General features: G+C 72.9%; 20 protein-coding genes. 11 read left to right on the top strand and 9 right to left on the bottom strand.

The features are described 5' to 3' along the window. Positions 1-20 precede the first annotated feature (20 nt). From IF28_RS0124720 to IF28_RS0124740, 4 genes are all read left to right on the top strand, one after another. Positions 21-1553 (top strand): S8 family peptidase, encoded by a 1533-nt coding sequence (locus IF28_RS0124720; protein WP_030224293.1) that lies wholly within the window; start codon positions 21-23, stop codon positions 1551-1553. 76 nt (positions 1554-1629) lie between these two features. Continuing rightward, entirely contained in the window at positions 1630-3009 is a 1380-nt protein-coding gene (locus tag IF28_RS0124725; protein ID WP_030224297.1) for a CoA transferase, read from the top strand. A 159-nt stretch (positions 3010-3168) separates the two neighbouring features. Then, the gene (locus IF28_RS0124735; protein WP_051713871.1) at positions 3169-4140 is read left to right on the top strand and encodes a CopD family protein; all 972 of its coding nucleotides are present in this window, start codon (positions 3169-3171) and stop codon (positions 4138-4140) included. A gap of 106 nt (positions 4141-4246) precedes the next feature. Further along, positions 4247-5221, top strand: a complete 975-nt coding sequence (locus IF28_RS0124740) for a DEDDh family exonuclease (protein WP_030224301.1) — start codon at positions 4247-4249, stop codon at positions 5219-5221. A gap of 80 nt (positions 5222-5301) precedes the next feature. On the opposite strand, the gene IF28_RS0124745 is transcribed toward IF28_RS0124740, so the two are convergent. Continuing rightward, the gene (locus IF28_RS0124745; protein WP_030224310.1) at positions 5302-5550 is read right to left on the bottom strand and encodes a hypothetical protein; all 249 of its coding nucleotides are present in this window, start codon (positions 5548-5550) and stop codon (positions 5302-5304) included. A gap of 206 nt (positions 5551-5756) precedes the next feature. Between IF28_RS0124745 and IF28_RS0124750 the strand changes: the two genes are divergently transcribed. From IF28_RS0124750 to IF28_RS0124775, 6 genes are all read left to right on the top strand, one after another. Beyond that, entirely contained in the window at positions 5757-6590 is an 834-nt protein-coding gene (locus IF28_RS0124750; RefSeq protein WP_030224311.1) for an SURF1 family protein, read from the top strand. Positions 6591-6737: 147 nt separating this feature from the next. After that, entirely contained in the window at positions 6738-8300 is a 1563-nt protein-coding gene (locus tag IF28_RS0124755) for a sodium:solute symporter family protein (RefSeq protein WP_030224312.1), read from the top strand. Beyond that, positions 8297-8875: a sigma-70 family RNA polymerase sigma factor gene (locus IF28_RS0124760; RefSeq protein ID WP_030224317.1), complete on the top strand. Its 579-nt coding sequence runs from the start codon at positions 8297-8299 to the stop codon at positions 8873-8875. The genes IF28_RS0124755 and IF28_RS0124760 overlap by 4 nt, the downstream gene beginning before the upstream one ends. Beyond that, positions 8872-9234: a hypothetical protein gene (locus tag IF28_RS0124765; RefSeq protein ID WP_030224319.1), complete on the top strand. Its 363-nt coding sequence runs from the start codon at positions 8872-8874 to the stop codon at positions 9232-9234. The genes IF28_RS0124760 and IF28_RS0124765 overlap by 4 nt, the downstream gene beginning before the upstream one ends. A gap of 33 nt (positions 9235-9267) precedes the next feature. Continuing rightward, a complete protein-coding gene (locus IF28_RS0124770) occupies positions 9268-11049 on the top strand; it encodes a glycoside hydrolase family 15 protein (RefSeq protein WP_030224321.1) in 1782 nt (593 codons plus the stop codon). Positions 11050-11053: 4 nt separating this feature from the next. Then, complete coding sequence (locus tag IF28_RS0124775) at positions 11054-11809, top strand: SDR family oxidoreductase (protein ID WP_030224323.1); 756 nt, start codon at positions 11054-11056, stop codon at positions 11807-11809. Between the two features lie 270 nt (positions 11810-12079). On the opposite strand, the gene amaP is transcribed toward IF28_RS0124775, so the two are convergent. The 5 genes from amaP to IF28_RS0124800 are packed head-to-tail and all read right to left on the bottom strand — an operon-like array spanning position 12080 to position 14270. Beyond that, positions 12080-12658 (bottom strand): alkaline shock response membrane anchor protein AmaP, encoded by a 579-nt coding sequence (amaP, locus tag IF28_RS0124780; RefSeq protein WP_030224333.1) that lies wholly within the window; start codon positions 12656-12658, stop codon positions 12080-12082. Positions 12659-12660: 2 nt separating this feature from the next. Further along, entirely contained in the window at positions 12661-13215 is a 555-nt protein-coding gene (locus IF28_RS0124785; RefSeq protein WP_106982135.1) for a DUF6286 domain-containing protein, read from the bottom strand. After that, positions 13212-13577 (bottom strand): hypothetical protein, encoded by a 366-nt coding sequence (locus tag IF28_RS0124790; protein WP_030224340.1) that lies wholly within the window; start codon positions 13575-13577, stop codon positions 13212-13214. Before IF28_RS0124790 ends, IF28_RS0124785 begins: the two co-directional genes overlap by 4 nt. Then, positions 13574-13759 carry a hypothetical protein gene (locus IF28_RS0124795; protein ID WP_030224344.1) on the bottom strand — a complete coding sequence of 62 codons (186 nt, stop codon included), beginning with the start codon at positions 13757-13759 and terminating at the stop codon, positions 13574-13576. The genes IF28_RS0124790 and IF28_RS0124795 overlap by 4 nt, the downstream gene beginning before the upstream one ends. A gap of 25 nt (positions 13760-13784) precedes the next feature. Next, a complete protein-coding gene (locus IF28_RS0124800; RefSeq protein WP_420713794.1) occupies positions 13785-14270 on the bottom strand; it encodes an Asp23/Gls24 family envelope stress response protein in 486 nt (161 codons plus the stop codon). Positions 14271-14366: 96 nt separating this feature from the next. Here IF28_RS0124800 and IF28_RS39500 point away from each other — a divergent pair, with 96 nt between their 5' ends. After that, positions 14367-15092: a hypothetical protein gene (locus IF28_RS39500; RefSeq protein ID WP_030224347.1), complete on the top strand. Its 726-nt coding sequence runs from the start codon at positions 14367-14369 to the stop codon at positions 15090-15092. 287 nt (positions 15093-15379) lie between these two features. Here the strand turns inward: IF28_RS39500 and IF28_RS0124810 are convergent, their stop codons facing one another. The 3 genes from IF28_RS0124810 to IF28_RS0124820 form a co-directional block, all read right to left on the bottom strand. After that, positions 15380-16183 carry an enoyl-CoA hydratase/isomerase family protein gene (locus tag IF28_RS0124810; RefSeq protein ID WP_030224348.1) on the bottom strand — a complete coding sequence of 268 codons (804 nt, stop codon included), beginning with the start codon at positions 16181-16183 and terminating at the stop codon, positions 15380-15382. A gap of 106 nt (positions 16184-16289) precedes the next feature. After that, the gene (locus IF28_RS0124815) at positions 16290-16511 is read right to left on the bottom strand and encodes a helix-turn-helix domain-containing protein (RefSeq protein ID WP_029385158.1); all 222 of its coding nucleotides are present in this window, start codon (positions 16509-16511) and stop codon (positions 16290-16292) included. A 355-nt stretch (positions 16512-16866) separates the two neighbouring features. Further along, positions 16867-18465, bottom strand: coding sequence for an ABC-F family ATP-binding cassette domain-containing protein (locus IF28_RS0124820; RefSeq protein ID WP_030224355.1), 1599 nt, complete (start codon positions 18463-18465; stop codon positions 16867-16869). Positions 18466-18671 lie beyond the last annotated feature (206 nt).

The following is an 18671-nucleotide window of genomic DNA, read 5'->3' on the forward strand; positions in this document are numbered from 1 at the left end:
GTGAACGAACTGGAGACTTCATGACAGCGTCCCACCCGCGTCACCGCCGCGCGCTCGTCATCCCCGCCGGGATGGCCATGGCGACGGCACTGGCGTTCCTGCCGAACACCGCCGCATCGGCCGCCCCGGCCCCCGAGCAGCCGGCTTCGGTCTCCGCCGACGCGGCCGCGCTCAGCTACGTGGTCAACGTCAAGGGCGGACACGGCACGTCGGCGCAGGTGAAGAAGGCGATCGGCAAGGCCGGCGGCACCGTCGTGACGTCGTACGACAAGATCGGCGTCATCGTCGTCCACTCCTCGAACGCCGACTTCGCGAAGACGATCCGCAAGGTGCGCGGGGTGCAGTCGGCCGGTGCCACCCGCACCGCGCCGCTGCCGTCGGCGGCCACCGCGGACACGGTCACCCCGAAGGCGCTCAGCGCCGCCGAGATCGCCCGCGCGGAGTCCGCGGCGGCCGAGGGCCAGGACCCGCTCCAGGGCCTGCAGTGGGACCTGCCCGCCATCAAGGCGGACAAGGCGCACGAGAAGTCGCTGGGCAGCTCCAAGGTGACCGTCGCCGTCATCGACACCGGGGTCGACGACACCCACCCGGACATCGCGCCCAACTTCGACCGGGCCGCGTCGGTCAACTGTGTGTCGGGCAAGCCGGACACCAGCGACGGCGCCTGGCGGCCGGGCGCGCAGGAGAGCCCGCACGGCACGCATGTCGCCGGTGAGATCGCCGCCGCGAAGAACGGCGTCGGCATGACCGGTGTCGCGCCGGGCGTGAAGGTGTCGGGCATCAAGGTGTCCAACCCGGACGGCTTCTTCTACACCGAGGCCGTGGTGTGCGGCTTCGTGTGGGCGGCCGAGCACGGGGTCGACGTCACCAACAACAGCTATTACACCGACCCCTGGTACTTCAACTGCTCGGACGACCCGGACCAGAAGGCGCTCGTCGAGGCCGTCACCCGGGCGTCGCGGTACGCGGAGCGCAAGGGCGCGGTGAACGTGGCCGCGGCCGGCAACGAGAACTACGACCTCGCCGCCGACGAGATCCCCGACCCGGTCTCCCCGAACGACTCCACCCCCTCGGAGCGGGTGATCGACCCCGACGAGTGCTTCGACATCCCGACGCAGCTGCCGGGCGTGGTCACGGTCGCGGCGACCGGCGCGAAGGGTCTGAAGTCGTCGTTCTCCAACTACGGCCGGGGCTTCATCGACATCGCCGCGCCCGGCGGCGACTCGACGGCGTACCAGACGCCGGCACCGCCCGCCACCAGCGGTCTGATCCTGGGCACGCTGCCCGGCGGGTCGTGGGGCTACATGGCCGGTACGTCGATGGCGTCCCCGCACGTCGCGGGCGTCGCCGCGCTCATCAAGTCGACGCATCCGCACGCCTCGCCGGCGCTGGTGAAGGCGCTGCTGTACGCGGAGGCCGACGCGACCGCGTGCACGGACCCGTACGACATCAACGGTGACGGCAAGGTCGACGCGGTGTGCGAGGGGCCGAAGAACCGCAACGGGTTCTACGGCTGGGGTACCGCGGACGCGCTGGACGCGGTGACGCGCTAGTTCTCCGTGGGAGGGGCCGGGCGCTCGTGCCCGGCCCCTTTCGCTTGCGCTTCGGCCCGGACGGCATAGTGCGGGCATGACTGATCTCGCGTCCGTATGGTCCGCTCTGGGCGGCGATCCCGCCCTTCTGTCACGTGTGTCGGCCGTCGAACGGCCCGGTGTGCTGGATGCCCGGCTTCCGGTACGGGGGTCGGCGCGCGCCTGTGTGGGCGCGTGCGCGCTGGCCGCCGCCGAGCTGGCGGCGCTGCGGACGGGCGGGGGCGAGGTGCCGGCGGTGCGGGTGGACGACGGGGCGGTGGCCACGGCGTTCGTCAGCGAACGGCATCTGCTGGTGGACGGGCGGGCGCCGGAGAGCTTCGCGCCGCTGTCCCGGTTCTGGCGCACCGCCGACGGGTGGGTGCGGACGCACGCGAACTATCCGCACCACCGGGCCCGGCTGCTCGCCGCGCTGGGGGCGCCGGACGATCCGGAGGCGGTGGCGGAGGTACTCGCCCGCGCTCGTGCGCATGAGGTCGAAGAAGCGGTGTACGGGGCCGGAGGGCTGGCCGTGGCGCTGCGGACGCCCTCGGAGTGGGCGGCGCATCCGCAGGGCGTGGCGGTGGCCTCACGGCCCCTGGTGGAGCGCGCGCGGCTGGATTCGGCGCCCGCGCGGGTGCTCGCTCCGGTGGGCCGGGATCCGCTGTTGCCCGCTGCGGGGCTGCGGGTACTGGATCTCACGCGGGTGATCGCGGGGCCGGTCGCGACGCGCACGCTCGCGCTGCTGGGGGCGGATGTGCTGCGCCTGGACGCGCCGGGGTTGCCGGAACTTGTGGACCAGCACGCGGACACGGGGTTCGGGAAGCGGTCCGCGTTGCTGGATCTGGCGGCGGGTGGGCGGGACGTGTTCGAGGAGCTGCTGGCCGCTGCGGATGTGGTGGTGACGGGGTATCGGCCAAGGGCACTGGAGCGGTTCGGGCTGTCCGCGGAGGCGTTGGCCGCTCGGCGGCCGGGGGTGGTGGTGGCGCAGTTGTCGGCGTGGGGGGCGGACGGGCCGTGGGGTGGGCGGCGGGGGTTCGACAGTCTCGTGCAGGTGGGTACGGGGATCGCCGTGGTCGAAGGGGGATTGGATTCGGCCTCTTCGCCGGCGCGGCCCGGGGTGCTGCCGGCGCAGGCGCTTGACCACGGGTCGGGGTATCTGCTGGCCGCGGGGGTGTTGCGGGCGGTGGGTGAGCAGGTGTCGGTCGGTGGGAGCAGGGTGGTGCGGGTCGCTTTGGCGCGGACGGCGGGGTGGTTGCTGGCGGGGTCCGCAGACGTCGGCGTCGGTGGTGACGTGCCCGTCGGGCGGTGGCTCACGGAGCGGGACAGTCCGCTGGGGCGGCTGCGGTACGCGTTGTCGCCGGTGGTGTTCGAGGGTGGGCCGCGTGACTGGGGGCGGGCGCCGGGGCGTTGGGGTGCGGATTCGGCGCGGTGGGTCTGAGCCGGGGGCGGGGTTGCGCGGCCCGGCGTTCGCGGGGTGCCGCCGCGCCCACCCGTGCCGCCCCAGCGGCACGACTGCCCGCGGTCTGCGGGCCGGGGGGTGCGCCCGCGGATACGAGGCGCGGTTGGCCGGGGTGTGGGCGCGGATACGGTTGCCGGTGTGAGATCCAGGGTTGAGGTGGGTGGGGAGCGGCGGGGTGTCGCCGTGCTCGTGTTGGTCGCTCTCGGGGCGCTGATACCCGTGTGGGGGCCGGAGGCCGCGTTGCGCGGGACCGGGGAAGCCGATGTGCCCGGAAGCGGGGGGATCGGGCTGCTGCGGACCGTGTTGTTCGCGGTGCTGGCCGTGCCCGTCGGTGAACTGTTCGTGCGGCGGCTGGTGCGTGGCGTGCCCGGTGCTCCCCCTGCCGCGCCGCGGAGTTGGGCCGTCGTGGCGAACTCGGTCGGCTTCGTCGCCGCTCTGGGGCTCGCGTCCGTCGTGGCCACGGGGAATCTGGTGCCCGGCGGGCTCGGTGACATCGACGTCGGTGGGCTGTACGACTCCCGGGACGGGAAGCTTGCCCTCCTGGAGGTCAACGCCTTCCTCGCGGCCGCCCTGTGCGCGGCCTCCGGCCGGCCCGGTACGCAGGTGTGGCCGCTGGCCGCCGTGATGGTCGCGGAGGCGCTGCGCGCGCATCCGACGACCGAGTACGGACCGCTGACCGGCTCCGGACTGACCCTGGTGCACCTGGTCTGCGCATCGGTCTGGGTGGGCGGTCTGGTGTACGTGCTGCGCACCCTGCGGCTGTGGGGGCGGGCGGAGGCGGGCGCCGTACTGCTGGGGCGCTACGCGCGCGTGGCGGCCGTTCTGCTCGTCGCCATCACCGCGACGGGTGTGTGGAGTTCACTGCGCCGGATGCCGCCGGAGACGGTCCTGGATCAGCTCACGGACACGGCGTACGGACGGGTCCTGCTGGCCAAGGTGATCCTGATGGCCGGTGTCGCCGTGCTCGCCCTGTGGGCACGGGTCCGGCTGGCGCGCGCGCAGGACCCGCTGACCGCCTGCGTCCCCGCGCGGGCGGAGGTGTACGCGCTCGGCGCGGTGGTCGCGGTGTCGGGGCTGCTGACGGTGCTTCCGGTGCCGATCCGCTGGTGAACGGGTCTTCGGGACGCGTACGGACATTCCCGGCATCTCAACGCCCGTGCCGCACGGGGGCCCTGACGGACCGGGGTGTCGGCCGGGGGCCGTATCCTCGTGAACCATGCTCGATGACCTCACGACCGCAGTGTCCTCCCCCACCGCGTGGCCGGCCGCTTATCCGCGGGGATACGCGGTCGTCGACGTGGAGACGACGGGGCTGGCCCGGGACGACCGCATCATCTCCGCGGCCGTCTACCGGCTGGACGCGCGCGGCGAGGTCGAGGACCACTGGTACACGGTGGTCAATCCGGAGCGGGACCCGGGCCCCGTGTGGATACACGGTCTGACGAGTGACGTACTGGAGGGGGCGCCCCTCTTCCAGGACGTCGCGGCGGAGTTCGCGTCCCGGCTGGAGGGCCGGGTGCTGGTGGCGCACAACGCGGTCTTCGACTGGCAGATGATCGCCCGGGAGTACGCCCGCGCGCGCGGCGAGGCGCCGGTGAAGCAGCGGCTGTGCACCATCGCCCTCTCCAAGGAGCTGAAGCTTCCGCTGCCCAACCACAAGCTGGAGTCGCTCGCCGCGCACTACGGTGTCGTCCAGCAGCGGGCGCACCACGCGCTGGACGACGCGCGGGTGCTCGCGGAGGCGTTCCGGCCCAGTCTGCGGGCCGCGGCGGCGGGCGGCGTACGGCTGCCGCTGCACGAGTGCCGGCCGCTGACCGAGTGGACGGACCGGCCCCGCATCGGGCAGCAGGGCGGCTACCGGCCGACGAGCTGGCGTCCGTCCCGCAAGCGGCCCGCGTGCCCGTATCCCAATCCGGGGCGGTTCGAACCGGGCGAACGGCTCAAGCAGGGCATGCGGGTGGCGTTCTCCGGTGACACCTCGACCGAGCGGGACCTGCTGGAGGACCGCGCGACGGAGGCGGGCCTGCATGTCGCCGGCAGCCTGTCCCGGCTCACCAGCCTCCTCGTCACCAACGACCCGGACTCGGGCACGTCCAAGGTGCTCAAGGCCCGGCAGTACGGCACCCCGGTGGTCGACGAGGCCGCGTTCGGCCAGCTCCTCGGAAACGTGGAACCGGCGGCGGAGGCCTGACCGTACGGACGGGTGACGGCGGGCGGACGGCGGCGGGGAAGGAGAAGGGGCCCCTTCCCCGCGGAGGAGGCCGCCGCCTTCTACGCCAGTGATCCGATCTTGTCGACGATGCCGACCTTGCCCTCCGCGCGGGCGCAGTGGGCGCCGCAGAACCAGTGTCCGTCGGCCTCGACGCCCTGGCCGATGATCTGCACCCGGCAGTGCTCGCAGATCGGGGCCATGCGATGGATCGCGCAGGCGAACGAGTCGAAGACGTGGCGGGCACCGTCCCGGGTCTCCACGGTGAACGCCAGCGCGTAGTCATTGCCGCACACTTCACAACGTGTCATAAGCGGCATGGTCAGCCGCCGGGAGGGCGCCCGCAAGCCGACTGCTCCACCTCGGCGAGACACGGCACCTGGTCGGCGTAGGCGTCCTGTCCGGATCCGGCGTCCCGGGGCCGCTCGGGACGACGAGGCCGGGGCGGCCGGGTCCTTGGCCTCGGGGGGACGTACCCGGCTCAATGCACCACCTGGCCGAGTTGTACGGTCGTGGGGTGTACCGCTTTCTGTTGTCCCGGCAATGGGTGATCATCACCTTGGTCGCCCTGCTTCTCATCCCTACGATGATCAGGCTGGGCATCTGGCAGATGGACCGCCACGACGAGCGCGCCGCCCGGAACCAGCTGGTGGCCGACGCGCTGGCCGCCGATCCGGTGCCCGTGGAGCGGCTGGCCGCCCCGGGCGAGGCCGTGACGCGTGCCGAGCGGTACCGGACCGTGACCGCCAAGGGGCACTTCGACACCGATGACGAGGTCGTCGTCCGCCGCCGCACCAACGGCGACGACGAGATCGGCTTCCACATCCTGACCCCGTTCGTCCTCGACGACGGGCAGGTCCTGCTGGTCAACCGGGGCTGGATCCCCGCCGACGGGCCCAGCCAGACCGCGTTCCCGGAGGTTCCCGCGCCACCGCGCGGCGAGGTCACGATCACGGGCCGGCTGATGCCCGACGAGACGACCGAGGCGAGCGGCATCAAGGATCTGGAGGGGCTGCCGGACCGGCAGATCATGCTGGTCGACAGCGAGCGGGAGGCGGAGCGGCTCGGCGCCCGGGTGCTCGGCGGCTATGTGGCGCAGACGGCCCCCGAGCCGAAGGACGGCACCCCGCAGCGGCTCGGGAACCCCGGCAAGGAGAACGCGGCGCTGAACTACGCGTACGCCATCCAGTGGTGGCTGTTCGCGGCGGCCGTGCCGGTCGGCTGGTTCGTGCTGGTGCGCCGCGAGTCCCGGGAGCGGACCCGCGCGGCCGTGGAGAAGGCGGACGCCGAGAAGAGCGAACCGGCGGCGGTGCGGCCGGCCGCCCTCGAGGACACTCCCCGTAGCCGGTGATCACCGGTCCGTGCTGTGACCTGCGCTCCTCTCCCGGTTCGCGGAGGTCTGTGCGAGAGTGACGCGGCGTGCCGGAGGGGTGCCCCCGGCCGGTCGGCGGTCGTCCGCGACGCTCTCCGGGACACAGCACAGCGAAGGACGTGACGCATGGCCGGTGGCGGCATGACCGCGGCGTTCCTCGCCGTGATCGGCGGGGCGTCACTGCTCGCCGTCACCGCGCGGCGGCTGCGGCCCGGCGACCGGCTGCCGTCGCTGGAGGGCTGGGCACTGGCCGACCGGAGCCTCGGCCCCGGCTGGACCTGGCTGCTGCTCGGCGGGACGGTCTACACGGCGTACACCTTCACCGCCGTACCGGGTCTGGCGTACGGCAACGGCGCGCCCGCCTTCTTCGCGGTGCCGTACACGGTGATCGTCTGCCCGCTGGCGTTCGTGCTGCTCAGCCGGCTGTGGAGCGTCGCGCGGCGGCACGGCTACATCACCGTCGCCGACTTCGTGCGCGGCCGGTACGGATCGCCGCCGCTGGCGCTGGTGGTCGCGCTGACCGGGATCCTGGCGACGATGCCGTATCTGGCGCTGCAACTGCTGGGCATCCGCGCGGTGCTCACCGCGGGCGGGCTGTATCCGCACGGGGCGACGGGCGACCTGGTGATGGTGGCGGTGTTCGCGGGGCTCGCGGTGGCCACCTACCGGCACGGGCTGCGGGCGCCCACGGTGATCTCCGCGCTGAAGGCGGTGGCGGTGTTCGTCTCGCTCACCGCCGTGTGCTGGCTGGTGCTGCGGCATTTCGGCGGACCGGGCGCGGTCTTCGACGGGGCGGCCCGCGCGCTCGGCGGCAGGGACGCGGCCCACTCCCCGCTGCTGCTGACGCCGGGGCAGCAGCCGGCGTACGCCACGCTGGCGCTCGGCTCCGCGCTGGCCCTGCTGATGTATCCGCATGTGCTCACCGCCGGGTTCGCCGCCGACGGGACGCGCACCCTGCGCAAGGTGTCCGCGGGCCTGCCCGCGTGGACGGCGCTGCTCGCGCTGTTCGGGTTCCTCGGCATCGCGGCCCTGGCGGCCGGGGTGCGGGCGCCGGCGGGCACCGCCGAGGCGGCCGTGCCGATGCTCGTCGACCGGCTGATGCCGGGCCCGCTCGCCGGGCTGGTGTTCGGTTCGATCGTGGTGGGCGCGCTGGTGCCGGCGGCGGTGATGTCGATCGCGGCGGCGACGAGTTTCGTACGGAACGTGTACGTCGAGTACGTGCATCCGACGGCCACCCCGAAACGGCAGGTGCGGGTCGCCAAGGCGGTGTCGCTGACCGCGAAGGTCGGGGCGGTGGGGTTCGTGTTCGGGCTGCGTGACCAGGACGCCGTCAACCTCCAGCTGCTGGGCGGGGTGTGGATCCTGCAGATCTTCCCGGCCGTGGCGGTGGGGCTGTACACCCGGTGGCTGCATCCGCGGGCGCTGCTCGCCGGGTGGGCCGTCGGCATGGCCGCCGGAACGTTTCTGGTGGTGCGGGAGGGGTTCTCCTCGATCGTGCCGCTCGGCACCGGTGACGGACCACTGGAGATCTACGCCGGTGTCGCCGCCCTGCTGCTCAATCTGATCGTCGCGATCGCCGGCACCGCCGTCCTCGCCCGGCTCGGTGTCCCGCGCGGCGCCGACGCCACCGACCTGCCGTCCCGCCTGCCGGTGGGACGGCGTCCACAGACGGGAGCGAACAACCCGTGAGACGCGCAGAGCATCCTCGGGCCACCCTGTCCCCGGCCCCGGCGCCCGCGCCGCCACCGGTCGGGGCCCGGCCGCTCGACCCGGCCGGCCTGGAACGGGAGGCCGGTGTCGCCCGCCTCTTCGAGCTGCACTACTCGTCGATGCTGCGGCTCGCCGTGCTGCTCGGCGCGGACGATCCGGAGAACGTGGTGGCGGAGGCCTACTACCAGATCTACCGCAGATGGCGGCGGCTGAGGGACGTGGCCGCGGCGGAGGCGTTCCTGCGCTCCACGGTCTGCGATCTGAGCCGCGTACGGACGCGTCAGGCGGCCCGCAGGGAACAGCCGCCCGGCCCGTCGGACGAGACCGTGGCGTCCGCCGAGAACACCGCGCTGCTCCGTGACGACCAGCGGGTGCTGATCGGCGCGCTCCAGCACCTTCCGGCCCGGCAGCGCGAGGCGCTGGTGCTGCGGCACTGGCTCGGCCTGAAGGAGAGCGAGATCGCCGCCGCGATGGGCATCACCCGTGGTTCCGTGAAGACGCACACCTCACGCGGCATCGCCGCGCTGACCCAGGCGATGGAGACCCGGCGATGACGCATCGAGAGGCGACTCCGTCGCGTGGCACCGGCCCGGACCGCACCGGCCACGAGCCGGCCCCGCCGCGTCCGCCGGGCGCGGACCGCACCGAACGGGACCTGCGCGACGCACTGGAGGCGCTGGCCGGCGGGGTGCTGCCCGACCCGGACGCCTATCGCACCGCGCGCGGGGAGTGGCTGCGCCGGGAACGCCGGCGGCGGCTCGTCCTCGCCGTGCTCGTCGCCGTCGTCTTCGCGCTGGCCACACTGATCGGCCTGTGGGTGCTCAACCAGGCCCCCTCGGACCCCGGTGTCATCTTCTCCGGCGACGGTGCCGCGGCGGCCGACGGTCCGTCACTCCCCCGGGTCCACCCCTGATTGCGGCCCCCGACTGCCGGGAACCCGCACCCCGTGCACCGTATCGAGGACTACGCGCTCATCGGCGACGAACAGACCGCTGCCCTGGTGGGCGCGGACGGCTCGGTCGACTGGCTCTGCCTGCCCCGCTTCGACTCGGCGGCCTGCTTCGCCCGGCTGCTCGGGGACGAGGACAACGGGCACTGGCGGATCGCCCCGGACGGCGCGGAGCGCTGCGTCCGCCGCGCCTACCGCGAGGACACCCTGGTCCTGGACACCGAGTGGGAGACCTCCGAGGGCGCCGTGCGCGTCACCGACCTGATGCCGCAACGCCACCGCGCGCCGGACGTGGTACGGATCGTGCAGGGCGTACGGGGTGAGGTGAGGGTGCGCAGCACGCTGCGGCTGCGCTTCGACTACGGCTCCGTGGTGCCGTGGGTGCGCAAGGAGGACGGCCACCGGGTGGCGGTGGCCGGGCCGGACTCGGCGTGGCTGCGCAGTGTCCCGGACGTGGAGACCTGGGGCGAGAACCAGAGCACCGTCTCGGAGTTCACGGTGCGCGAGGGCGAACGGGTCGCGTTCGTGCTCACCTGGCACCCCTCCCACGAGCCGCGGCCCCCGCTGGTCGACCCGTACTCCTCGCTGCGGCACAGCGTCACGGACTGGCGTGCCTGGGCGGGCCGGTGCCGTTACGAGGGCCCGCACCGGGACGTCGTCGTCCGGTCGCTGATCACGCTCAAGGCACTCACCTACCGTCCCACCGGCGGCATCGTCGCCGCACCCACCACCTCGCTGCCGGAGGAGCCGGGCGGGGTGCGCAACTGGGACTACCGCTTCTGCTGGCTGCGCGATTCCACCCTGACCCTGAACACGCTGCTGGCCGCCGGGTACCAGGACGAGGCGGAGGCCTGGCGCGACTGGCTGCTCCGCGCGGTGGCGGGCGATCCGGCGGACCTGCAGATCATGTACGGGCTGGCGGGCGAGCGGCGGCTGCCCGAGTTCGAACTGCCGTGGCTGTCCGGTTTCGACGGCGCCACACCCGTACGGACCGGCAACGAGGCCGTGAACCAGCTTCAGCTGGATGTGTACGGCGAGGTCATGGACTCCCTTTCGCTGGCGCGGAGTTCGGGGCTGTCGGCACAGCCGGACGTGTGGGCGCTGCAGTCGGTGCTGATGGACTTCCTGCGTACGGCGTGGCGACAGCCGGACGAGGGGCTGTGGGAGGTGCGCGGCGGCCGGCGCCACTTCGTGCACTCCAAGGTGATGGTGTGGGTGGCGGCCGACCGCGCGGTGCGCACGCTGGAGGAGAACCCGGGGCTGGACGGGGATCTGGACGGCTGGCGGGAGCTGCGTGACGAGGTGCACCGGGAGGTGTGCGAGAAGGGGTACGACCCCGCGCGGAACACGTTCACGCAGTCGTACGGCTCGCGCGAACTCGACGCGGCGCTGCTGCTGATCCCCAGGGTGGGGTTTCTGCCGCCCGACGACCCGCGGGTGCTGGGCACCATCGACGCGGTCCGTGCGGAGCTGGGGCAGAACGGGTTTCTGCGCCGGTACACACCGGAGGCGACGGCGGTCGACGGGCTGCCCGGCAATGAGGGCACGTTCCTGGTGTGCTCGTTCTGGCTGGCGGACGCCCTGCACATGACCGGGAGGACGGAGGAGGCGCGCGAGCTGTTCGAGCGGCTGCTGGGGCTCGCCAACGACGTGGGGCTGCTCGCGGAGGAGTACGACCCGGTGGGCGGGCGGCTGCTGGGGAACTTCCCGCAGGCGTTCAGCCACATCGGGCTGGTGAACACCGCTCTCGCCCTGTTCGGGGACGAGGAGGCAGGATAGGGCCATGGATCTTGGACTGAAGGACCGGGTGTACGTCGTCACCGGGGCGACCCGGGGGCTGGGCAACGCCTCCGCGCGGGAGCTCGTCGCGGACGGCGCGAAGGTGGTGATCACCGGGCGGGAGGAGAAGTCCGTCGCGGAGGCGGCCGCCGCGCTGGGGCCGGACGTGGTGGGGGTGGCCGTCGACAACGCGGACCCCGGGGCGCCGGCGCGGCTGATCGCGACCGCGCGGGAGCGGTTCGGGCGTTTCGACGGCATTCTCGTCAGCGTGGGCGGGCCGCCGCCGGGGTTCGTGGCCGACACGACGGACGAGCAGTGGCAGACGGCGTTCGAGTCGGTGTTCCTCGGTGCGGTGCGGATGGCTCGGGCGGCCGCGGCGGAGCTGGCCGAGGGCGGCGTCATCGGGTTCGTGCTGTCGGGGTCGGTGCATGAGCCGATTCCGGGGCTGACGATCTCCAACGGCCTGCGGCCGGGGCTGGCCGGGTTCGCGAAGTCGCTGGCGGACGAGCTGGGGCCGCGGGGGATTCGCGTGGTGGGGCTGCTGCCGGGGCGGATCGACACGGATCGCGTGCGGGAGCTGGACGCGTTGTCGGCGGATCCGGAGGCTACTCGGCGGGCGGCGGAGTCGCGGATTCCGTTGCGGCGGTATGGGACGCCGGGGGAATTCGGGCGGGCGGCGGCGTTCTTGCTGTCGCCGGCGGGGTCTTATCTGACGGGGCTGATGGTGCCGGTGGACGGGGGCGTGCGGCACGGGTTCTGACGGGGGGTGAGTGGCGCGGCCCGGCGCCTGCGGGGTGCCGTCGCGCCCACCCGTGCGGCGGAGTTGGGCCGCGCCCCGGTGTGATGGCTGAGCGGGGGGTGAGTGGCGCGGCCCGGCGCCCACGGGGTGCCGTCGCGCCCACCCGTGCCGCCCCAGCGGCACGACTGCCCGCGGAGGGGCGGCAGTGCAGCTGTGCGGCGCGCAGAGGGGCGGCAGTGCGGCGGTGCGGCGCACGGAGGGGCGGCAGTGCGGCTGTGCGGCGCGTGGGGGTTAGGTGACTCGTTCTGGGGGGTGTTTTTGGGTTTTCAGGTGGGTTTCCGTGGGGAGGGTGGGGAGGCCTGCGGAGGTTCTGGCGTGGGTCAGGGGGCCCTCGGTGAGGGTGGTCAGGGCTGTTGACGGGTCGATGCGGGGGTCCAGGAGCAGGAGGACGCGGGCTCTCGGGGTGCCTCGGCGGCCCGTCAGGACGACGTGGGCCTGTTCCACCCCGTCCAGGTGACCTGCCTCCTCGGCCAGGGCCTGTTCCAGGGCACGGCCGCGCAGTGACGCCTCCTCGTCGTCGCCCGTGTCGACCACCACCTCCGCGAGCCGTCGCCGGCGCAGTACCGCGACCAGCCACCACAGGGAGAGCAGGACCAGGACGGCGAGCACCGCGATGACCACCGGCCACCACCAGCCCTCGTCCCGCCACCGGGTCCGCTCGGACTCGTTCAACAGCACGTCGTCGCGTCCGTCGTGCAGCCACCAGGACGGCGCCGGTGCCCCCAGTCCGATGGCCAGCACCGACCCGCCGAGGGCGACCAGCACCAGCCCCACGATTCCGAGCAGCACCCGGTTGACGGCTCCGAGCACCTCTACCGCCCCTTCCGGCCGGGCCGCCGTACGCGCAGCGACAGCGAGGGCGGCCGGGCCAGGCCCAGCCCCTTCACCGCGTCGTCGAGCACTCCGGTCAAGTCGGCCCGTACGTCGTCGAGTTCACGAAAGTGCGACACCGCGTGGACATCCGCGCGGGCGCGTTTCACCCTGACCCGGACCGACCGCACACCGGCCACCTCCAGGGCCCGGTCGCGCAGCACCGTCGCGGCGGCGTCCCGGTGCAGTCCCGCGCGGACGTCGGGGTCGGTGGGGCGCATCGGCAGCTGGGCGCGCAGGCCGGGTGTCACCGCGAGCAGCAGCAGCCAGAGTCCGAGCGCGGCGGCGACACCGGCTCCGGTCAGTACCCAGGGGTCGTCCAGGGGCCGTTCGGCGAGCTGCCGCGCCAGGTCCCGGCGCCAGCTCAGCCCCGCACGGTGGGCCCGTACGGCGACGACGTCGTACAGGAAGGCGCCCGCGATCAGCAGGATCAGCAGGGCGACCAGGCCCGCGGGGACCGCGCGCGAGGACCAGAAGCGCCGGGGCTCGTTCATCATGTCCTCCCCCGGGCCGCCGCCACATGCAGGCGTTCCACCAGGACGACGACCTCCGGCACATGCATGCCCGCCAGATCGCGCACCCGGTCGACCACCCGGCGCCGCACCCGCGCGCAGCGGCCGCCGATGTCGCCGGGGTAGTCGAGTTCGATGTGCACCCGGACCCGGGCCGCCTCATGGCTGACGATCACGGTCGCGTGCGGTGGTGCGGCGTCCGGTGGGAGAGGGCCGGCCGCCTCGCGGGCCGCCTGCGAGGCGATCTTCGCGATCACCCGGTCGGCGATCCTGGTCGCCCCGCGCTCGCCCGGCGCGACGGCGTCCGGTCCCCGGCGGGGCTCCGCGACCGTGCCCAACGCCGTCACCGCCGCCGTTCGTCACGGCGCCGGAAGAAGTCGCCGAGCTCCAGGTCTCCCTCGAGGAACCGCCCGGCGACGAAACCGACGGCACCCAACGCCGCCACCAGCAGAAATGCTCCGAACCCGCCGAAGTATCCGGCGAAGCCCAACGCCATGCCGGCGATCATGCCGACGACGGCCATGTTCATGGTGCGCTCCTCCGCTCACCGAGTCTCACTGAAGACGGGTCTCCGGTTCCTCGTCCTCCTCCTCGGGCAGCTTCACGTCGCTCACCGCGATGTTGACCTCGACCACCTCGAGGCCGGTCATCCGCTCGACCGCCGCGATGACGTTCTCCCGCACGTCCCTGGCGACGTCGGCGATGGAGACGCCGTAGTCGACGACGATCTCCAGGTCGAGCGCGGTCTGCACCTCGCCGACCTCTGCCTTCACGCCGCGCGTCGCGGACTTCGAGCCGCCTGGCACCCTGTCCCGTACGGCGCCGAAGGTGCGGGACAGGCCGCTGCCCATGGTGTGTACGCCGAGCACGTCCCGTGCGGCCAGTCCGGCGATCTTCTCCACGACGCCGTCGGCGATGGTGGTACGGCCACGGGTCGCGGCATCGCCGCCGCCGCGGCGGCTTCCCTGGCCCTTGCGGGGGCCGGTGTCCGAGAGGTTCTTCTCCGGGTCGGGGGCCCGTACCGAGCCGCCCTCTGTCATATCGGTCATCGCCGTACGTCCCTTCGGTCATCCTCCTTCAACCACCGTATGCGCGGTGGCCCGGTCTCGCGCCCGAGATGCGGCAGGCTGGGTGGTATGACGGCGGATCGGTGGACCCGGGTGGTGCGGGAACAGGTGGGGCTCGGCAGGATCGTGCCCCTGGGTGGAGCGCGGGACGGCGCGTGGATCACGGAGCGGGCGGTGGGGGCCGTGCTGCGGCGGGCGGTCGCGCGGGGGGTGCCGGGGGTGCGGGTGGATGGTGTGCGGGTGGGGCCGGTCGATCCGGAGGAGGTGGGGGAACGGCCGGTCGTGCCGGCGCCGGTGGGGGCGTTGGGGGTGGGGGCGTTGCGGCTGGTCGTCGAGTTCGCGGCGACCGGGGGGCGGCCGTTGCCGGAGACTTCGTCGGTGCTGCGGGGGGTGCTGGGGGAAGCGGTGGTGGAGGGGGTGGGGCTGGCTGTCGTGGAGGTGGATCTGCGGGTGACGGAGTTGCTGGACGCGGAGCCGGTTGCTGAACCGGGGGTGCGTGAGTCGGCCGGTGGGCCGGTGGACACCGGGGACTTTGAGGTGGGGCGGGTGGGGGCGGCGGTGCTGGGGGTGCCGGGGGTGAGCCGGCTGACGGGGGTGTTGGGGCGGGCGGTTCACATCACCGAGGAGCCGGGAGAGGGCGGTACCGCCGCATTGCCTCGGCGCCATGTGCGGGTGGATCTTGCGGTGGGGGCGGGGGCGCGGCCGCTGGATGTGGCGCGGGAGGTTCGGGGGGTGGTGGCGTCCGTGGTCACCGGCGGACCGACGGTGACCGTACTGGTCACGACGATCGACTGAAGGTGGCCGGGGGTTCCGCGGCCGCGCGCCCACCGATCCGCCGATCCGCCGATCCGCGGGCAGGCGTGCCGCAGGGCGGCACGGGTGGGCGCGACGGCACCCCGTGAGCGCCGGGCCGCGCGACCTCCCCCGCCCAGCCGTCACCCCGGGCAACTGCTGGGCGGGGGTGGGTGTGCGCTCGCCCCGCTGGAGGGGGTGCCGCTGCGCCCACCCGTGCCGCCCCAGCGGCACGACTGCCCGCAGCTACGCGGGCTGCAGCGGCACGACTGCCCGCAGCTAGGGTGAAGTTAGTCGTCGAGGTTGGACAGGGCTCGTAGGCGGCGGGACTGGGCGGCTCGTTCGGCGGCTCGTTGGGTGTCGTAGGGGTGGGTGGTGGCGGACCGGAGCAGCGCCTTGGTCTCGATCACCGCGTCGCGGGGGGCCGCAAGGAGGGCCGCCGCCAGATCCTGCGTCGCCGCGTCCAGATCCGCGGCCGGGACCGCCACGTTGGCCAGGCCGGTCGCCACCGACTCCTCCGCCGTGACGAAGCGGCCCGTCGCGCAGATCTCCAGCGCACGGGCGTAGCCGACGAGGGCGACCAGGGGGTGGGTGCCGGTGAGGTCGGGGACGAGGCCCAGACTGGTCTCACGCATGGCGAACTGCACGTCGTCCGCGACGACGCGCAGGTCACAGGCGAGGGCCAGCTGGAAGCCCGCCCCGATGGCATGCCCCTGGACGGCCGCGATGGACACGATGTCGCTGCGCCGCCACCAGGTGAACGCCTCCTGGTATGCGGCGATGGTCGCGTCCAGCGCGGCGTCGTCGCGGCGCGCCAGGTCGATGAACGAGGGCTCGCCCTCGATTCCCTCGGGCGTGAACATCTGCCGGTCGAGTCCGGCGGAGAAGGACTTGCCCTCCCCGCGCAGCACCACGACCCGGACGGAGCCGGGCAGCAGCCGGCCCGCCTCGGTCAGCGCCCGCCACAGAGCGGGGCTCTGCGCGTTGCGCTTGGCCGGGTTGGTCAGCGTCACCGTGGCGATCGCGTCGTCGACGGTGAGCCGTACGCCGTCCTTGTCGAGTACCGGACCGAGGTCCTGGGCGGACGAAGCCATGGGGCGCCTCCGATGGGTGCGGTCAGTCAAGTGACTGCACAGTAACCACCCGGTCGGTCATCCGGCCGACCGGGTGGCCACCATCGGAACAGTGGCGCGCCCGGGGTCAGGCCGAGGGGGCCTTCTTGCCCCGCGTCGCCCCGCCACGCCCTCGCAGCGTGACGCCCGACTCGCTGAGCATGCGGTGCACGAAGCCATACGAGCGGCCGGTCTCCTCGGCCAACGCCCGGATGCTCGCACCGGCGTCGTACTTCTTCTTCAGGTCTGCCGCGAGCTTGTCGCGCGCGGCGCCGGTCACCCGGCTGCCCTTCTTCAGAGTCTCGGCCACCCGTGCCTCCTCATGGGAAGTGCGCTCTGGTCTCCTCATGATCACCCCTCCCGGCCCTCATGGCCACCCATTCGGCAAGGTCGATGAGACAAGGTTGTGACGACGGGAGCGCGTCCCCACATACGGAATGAGGGATTCCGGAGTGTGCGCGCGGTACCTCCGATCGGGTTCTTCCGTGAAGTGCCTGGTCACAGACGCGCGACGGCCGAGCCCCGGTTCGCCGGGAGCTCGGCCGTGATTTCCGTGTAGGACACACCTCGGGATGAGGAGATCTCACACGAATGATGGATCACCGATGGGCCGAATGATCCATACGCAGTGGATCACGCCTTCGATCAACCCACGCTGACGTTCCTCAGGCGAGGGCCACCAGGTCGGCGTAGTCGGCGCCCCACAGGTCCTCGACGCCGTCCGGCAGCAGGATGATCCGCTCCGGCTGGAGCGCCTCGACGGCGCCCTCGTCGTGGGTGACGAGGACGACGGCGCCCTTGTACGTGCGCAGCGCGCCGAGGATCTCCTCGCGGCTGGCCGGGTCGAGGTTGTTGGTGGGCTCGTCGAGGAGCAGCACGTTGGCGGAGGAGACCACGAGGGTCGCCAGCGCCAGCCGCGTCTTCTCGCCGCCGGAGAGGACACCGGCGGGCTTGTCCACGTCGTCGCCGGAGAAGAGGAACGAGCCGAGCGTCTTGCGGACGTCGACGAGGTCCAGGTCGGGGGCGGCGGAGCGCATGTTCTCCAGGACCGTGCGCTCCGGGTCGAGGGTCTCGTGCTCCTGCGCGTAGTAGCCGAGCTTGAGGCCGTGGCCCTCGATGACCTGGCCGGTGTCGGGCTTCTCGGCGCCGCCGAGGAGGCGGAGCAGGGTGGTCTTGCCCGCGCCGTTGAGGCCGAGGATGACGACACGGGAGCCCTTGTCGATGGCCAGGTCGACGTCGGTGAAGATCTCCAGGGAGCCGTAGGACTTCGACAGCCCCTCCGCCATGAGCGGGGTCTTGCCGCACGGGGACGGCTCGGGGAAGCGCAGCTTGGCGACCTTGTCGGACTTCCGCTCGGCCTCCAGGCCGGCCAGCAGCTTGTCCGCCCTGCGGGCCATGTTCTGCGCGGCGACGGTCTTGGTGGCCTTGGCACGCATCTTGTCGGCCTGCGAATGCAGCGCGGACGCCTTCTTCTCGGCGTTCTGCCGCTCGCGCTTGCGGCGCTTCTCGTCGGCCTCGCGCTGCTGCTGGTAGAGCTTCCAGCCCATGTTGTAGACGTCGATCTGGGCGCGGTTGGCGTCCAGGTAGAACACCTTGTTGACGACCGTCTCGACCAGGTCGACGTCGTGGGAGATCACGATGAAGCCGCCGCGATAGGTCTTGAGGTAGTCGCGCAGCCAGACGATCGAGTCGGCGTCGAGGTGGTTCGTCGGCTCGTCGAGGAGCAGGGTGTCGGCGTCGGAGAACAGGATGCGGGCCAGCTCGACGCGACGGCGCTGACCGCCGGAGAGGGTGTGCAGGGGCTGGCCGAGCACACGGTCGGGCAGGTTCAGCGCGGCGCCGATGGTGGCGGCCTCGGCCTCGGCGGCGTAGCCGCCCTTGGTGAGGAACTCGGTCTCCTGGCGCTCGTACTGCTTGAGCGCCTTCTCGCGCGTGGAGCCCTGGCCATTGGCGATCCGCTGCTCGTTCTCGCGCATCTTGCGGAGCAGTACGTCGAGACCGCGCGCGGAGAGGATGCGGTCGCGGGCGAGCACGTCGAGGTCGCCGGTGCGGGGGTCCTGGGGCAGGTAGCCGACCTCGCCGGAGCGGGTGACGGTGCCGCCGGCGGGGATGCCCTGGCCGGCGAGGACCTTGGTGAGGGTGGTCTTGCCTGCGCCGTTACGGCCGACGAGGCCGATGCGGTCGCCCTTGGCGATGCGGAAGGTGGCGCTCTCGATGAGGACACGGGCACCGGCGCGCAGCTCGATGCCGGAGGCGGAGATCACGGACAGACTCCTGGGCAGGTATGGGGTGGCGGTGGGCGGCTGAGGACGTTCCCGCCGTCTAATGCGCGAGGAGAATGGCCATGCGAGCCATTCTAACGGGGCCGTGCAAGCGCTTTTCTCTGCCCGCGGGCCCCGTACGGGAGCGCCCGGCGGTTGTCAGTGGCCGGTGCCACACTGGGCGGCATCCGGACAATCGGTGTGTGCGA

This window comes from Streptomyces sp. NRRL WC-3626, assembly GCF_000718785.1.
Lineage (GTDB): Bacteria > Actinomycetota > Actinomycetes > Streptomycetales > Streptomycetaceae > Streptomyces > Streptomyces edwardsiae.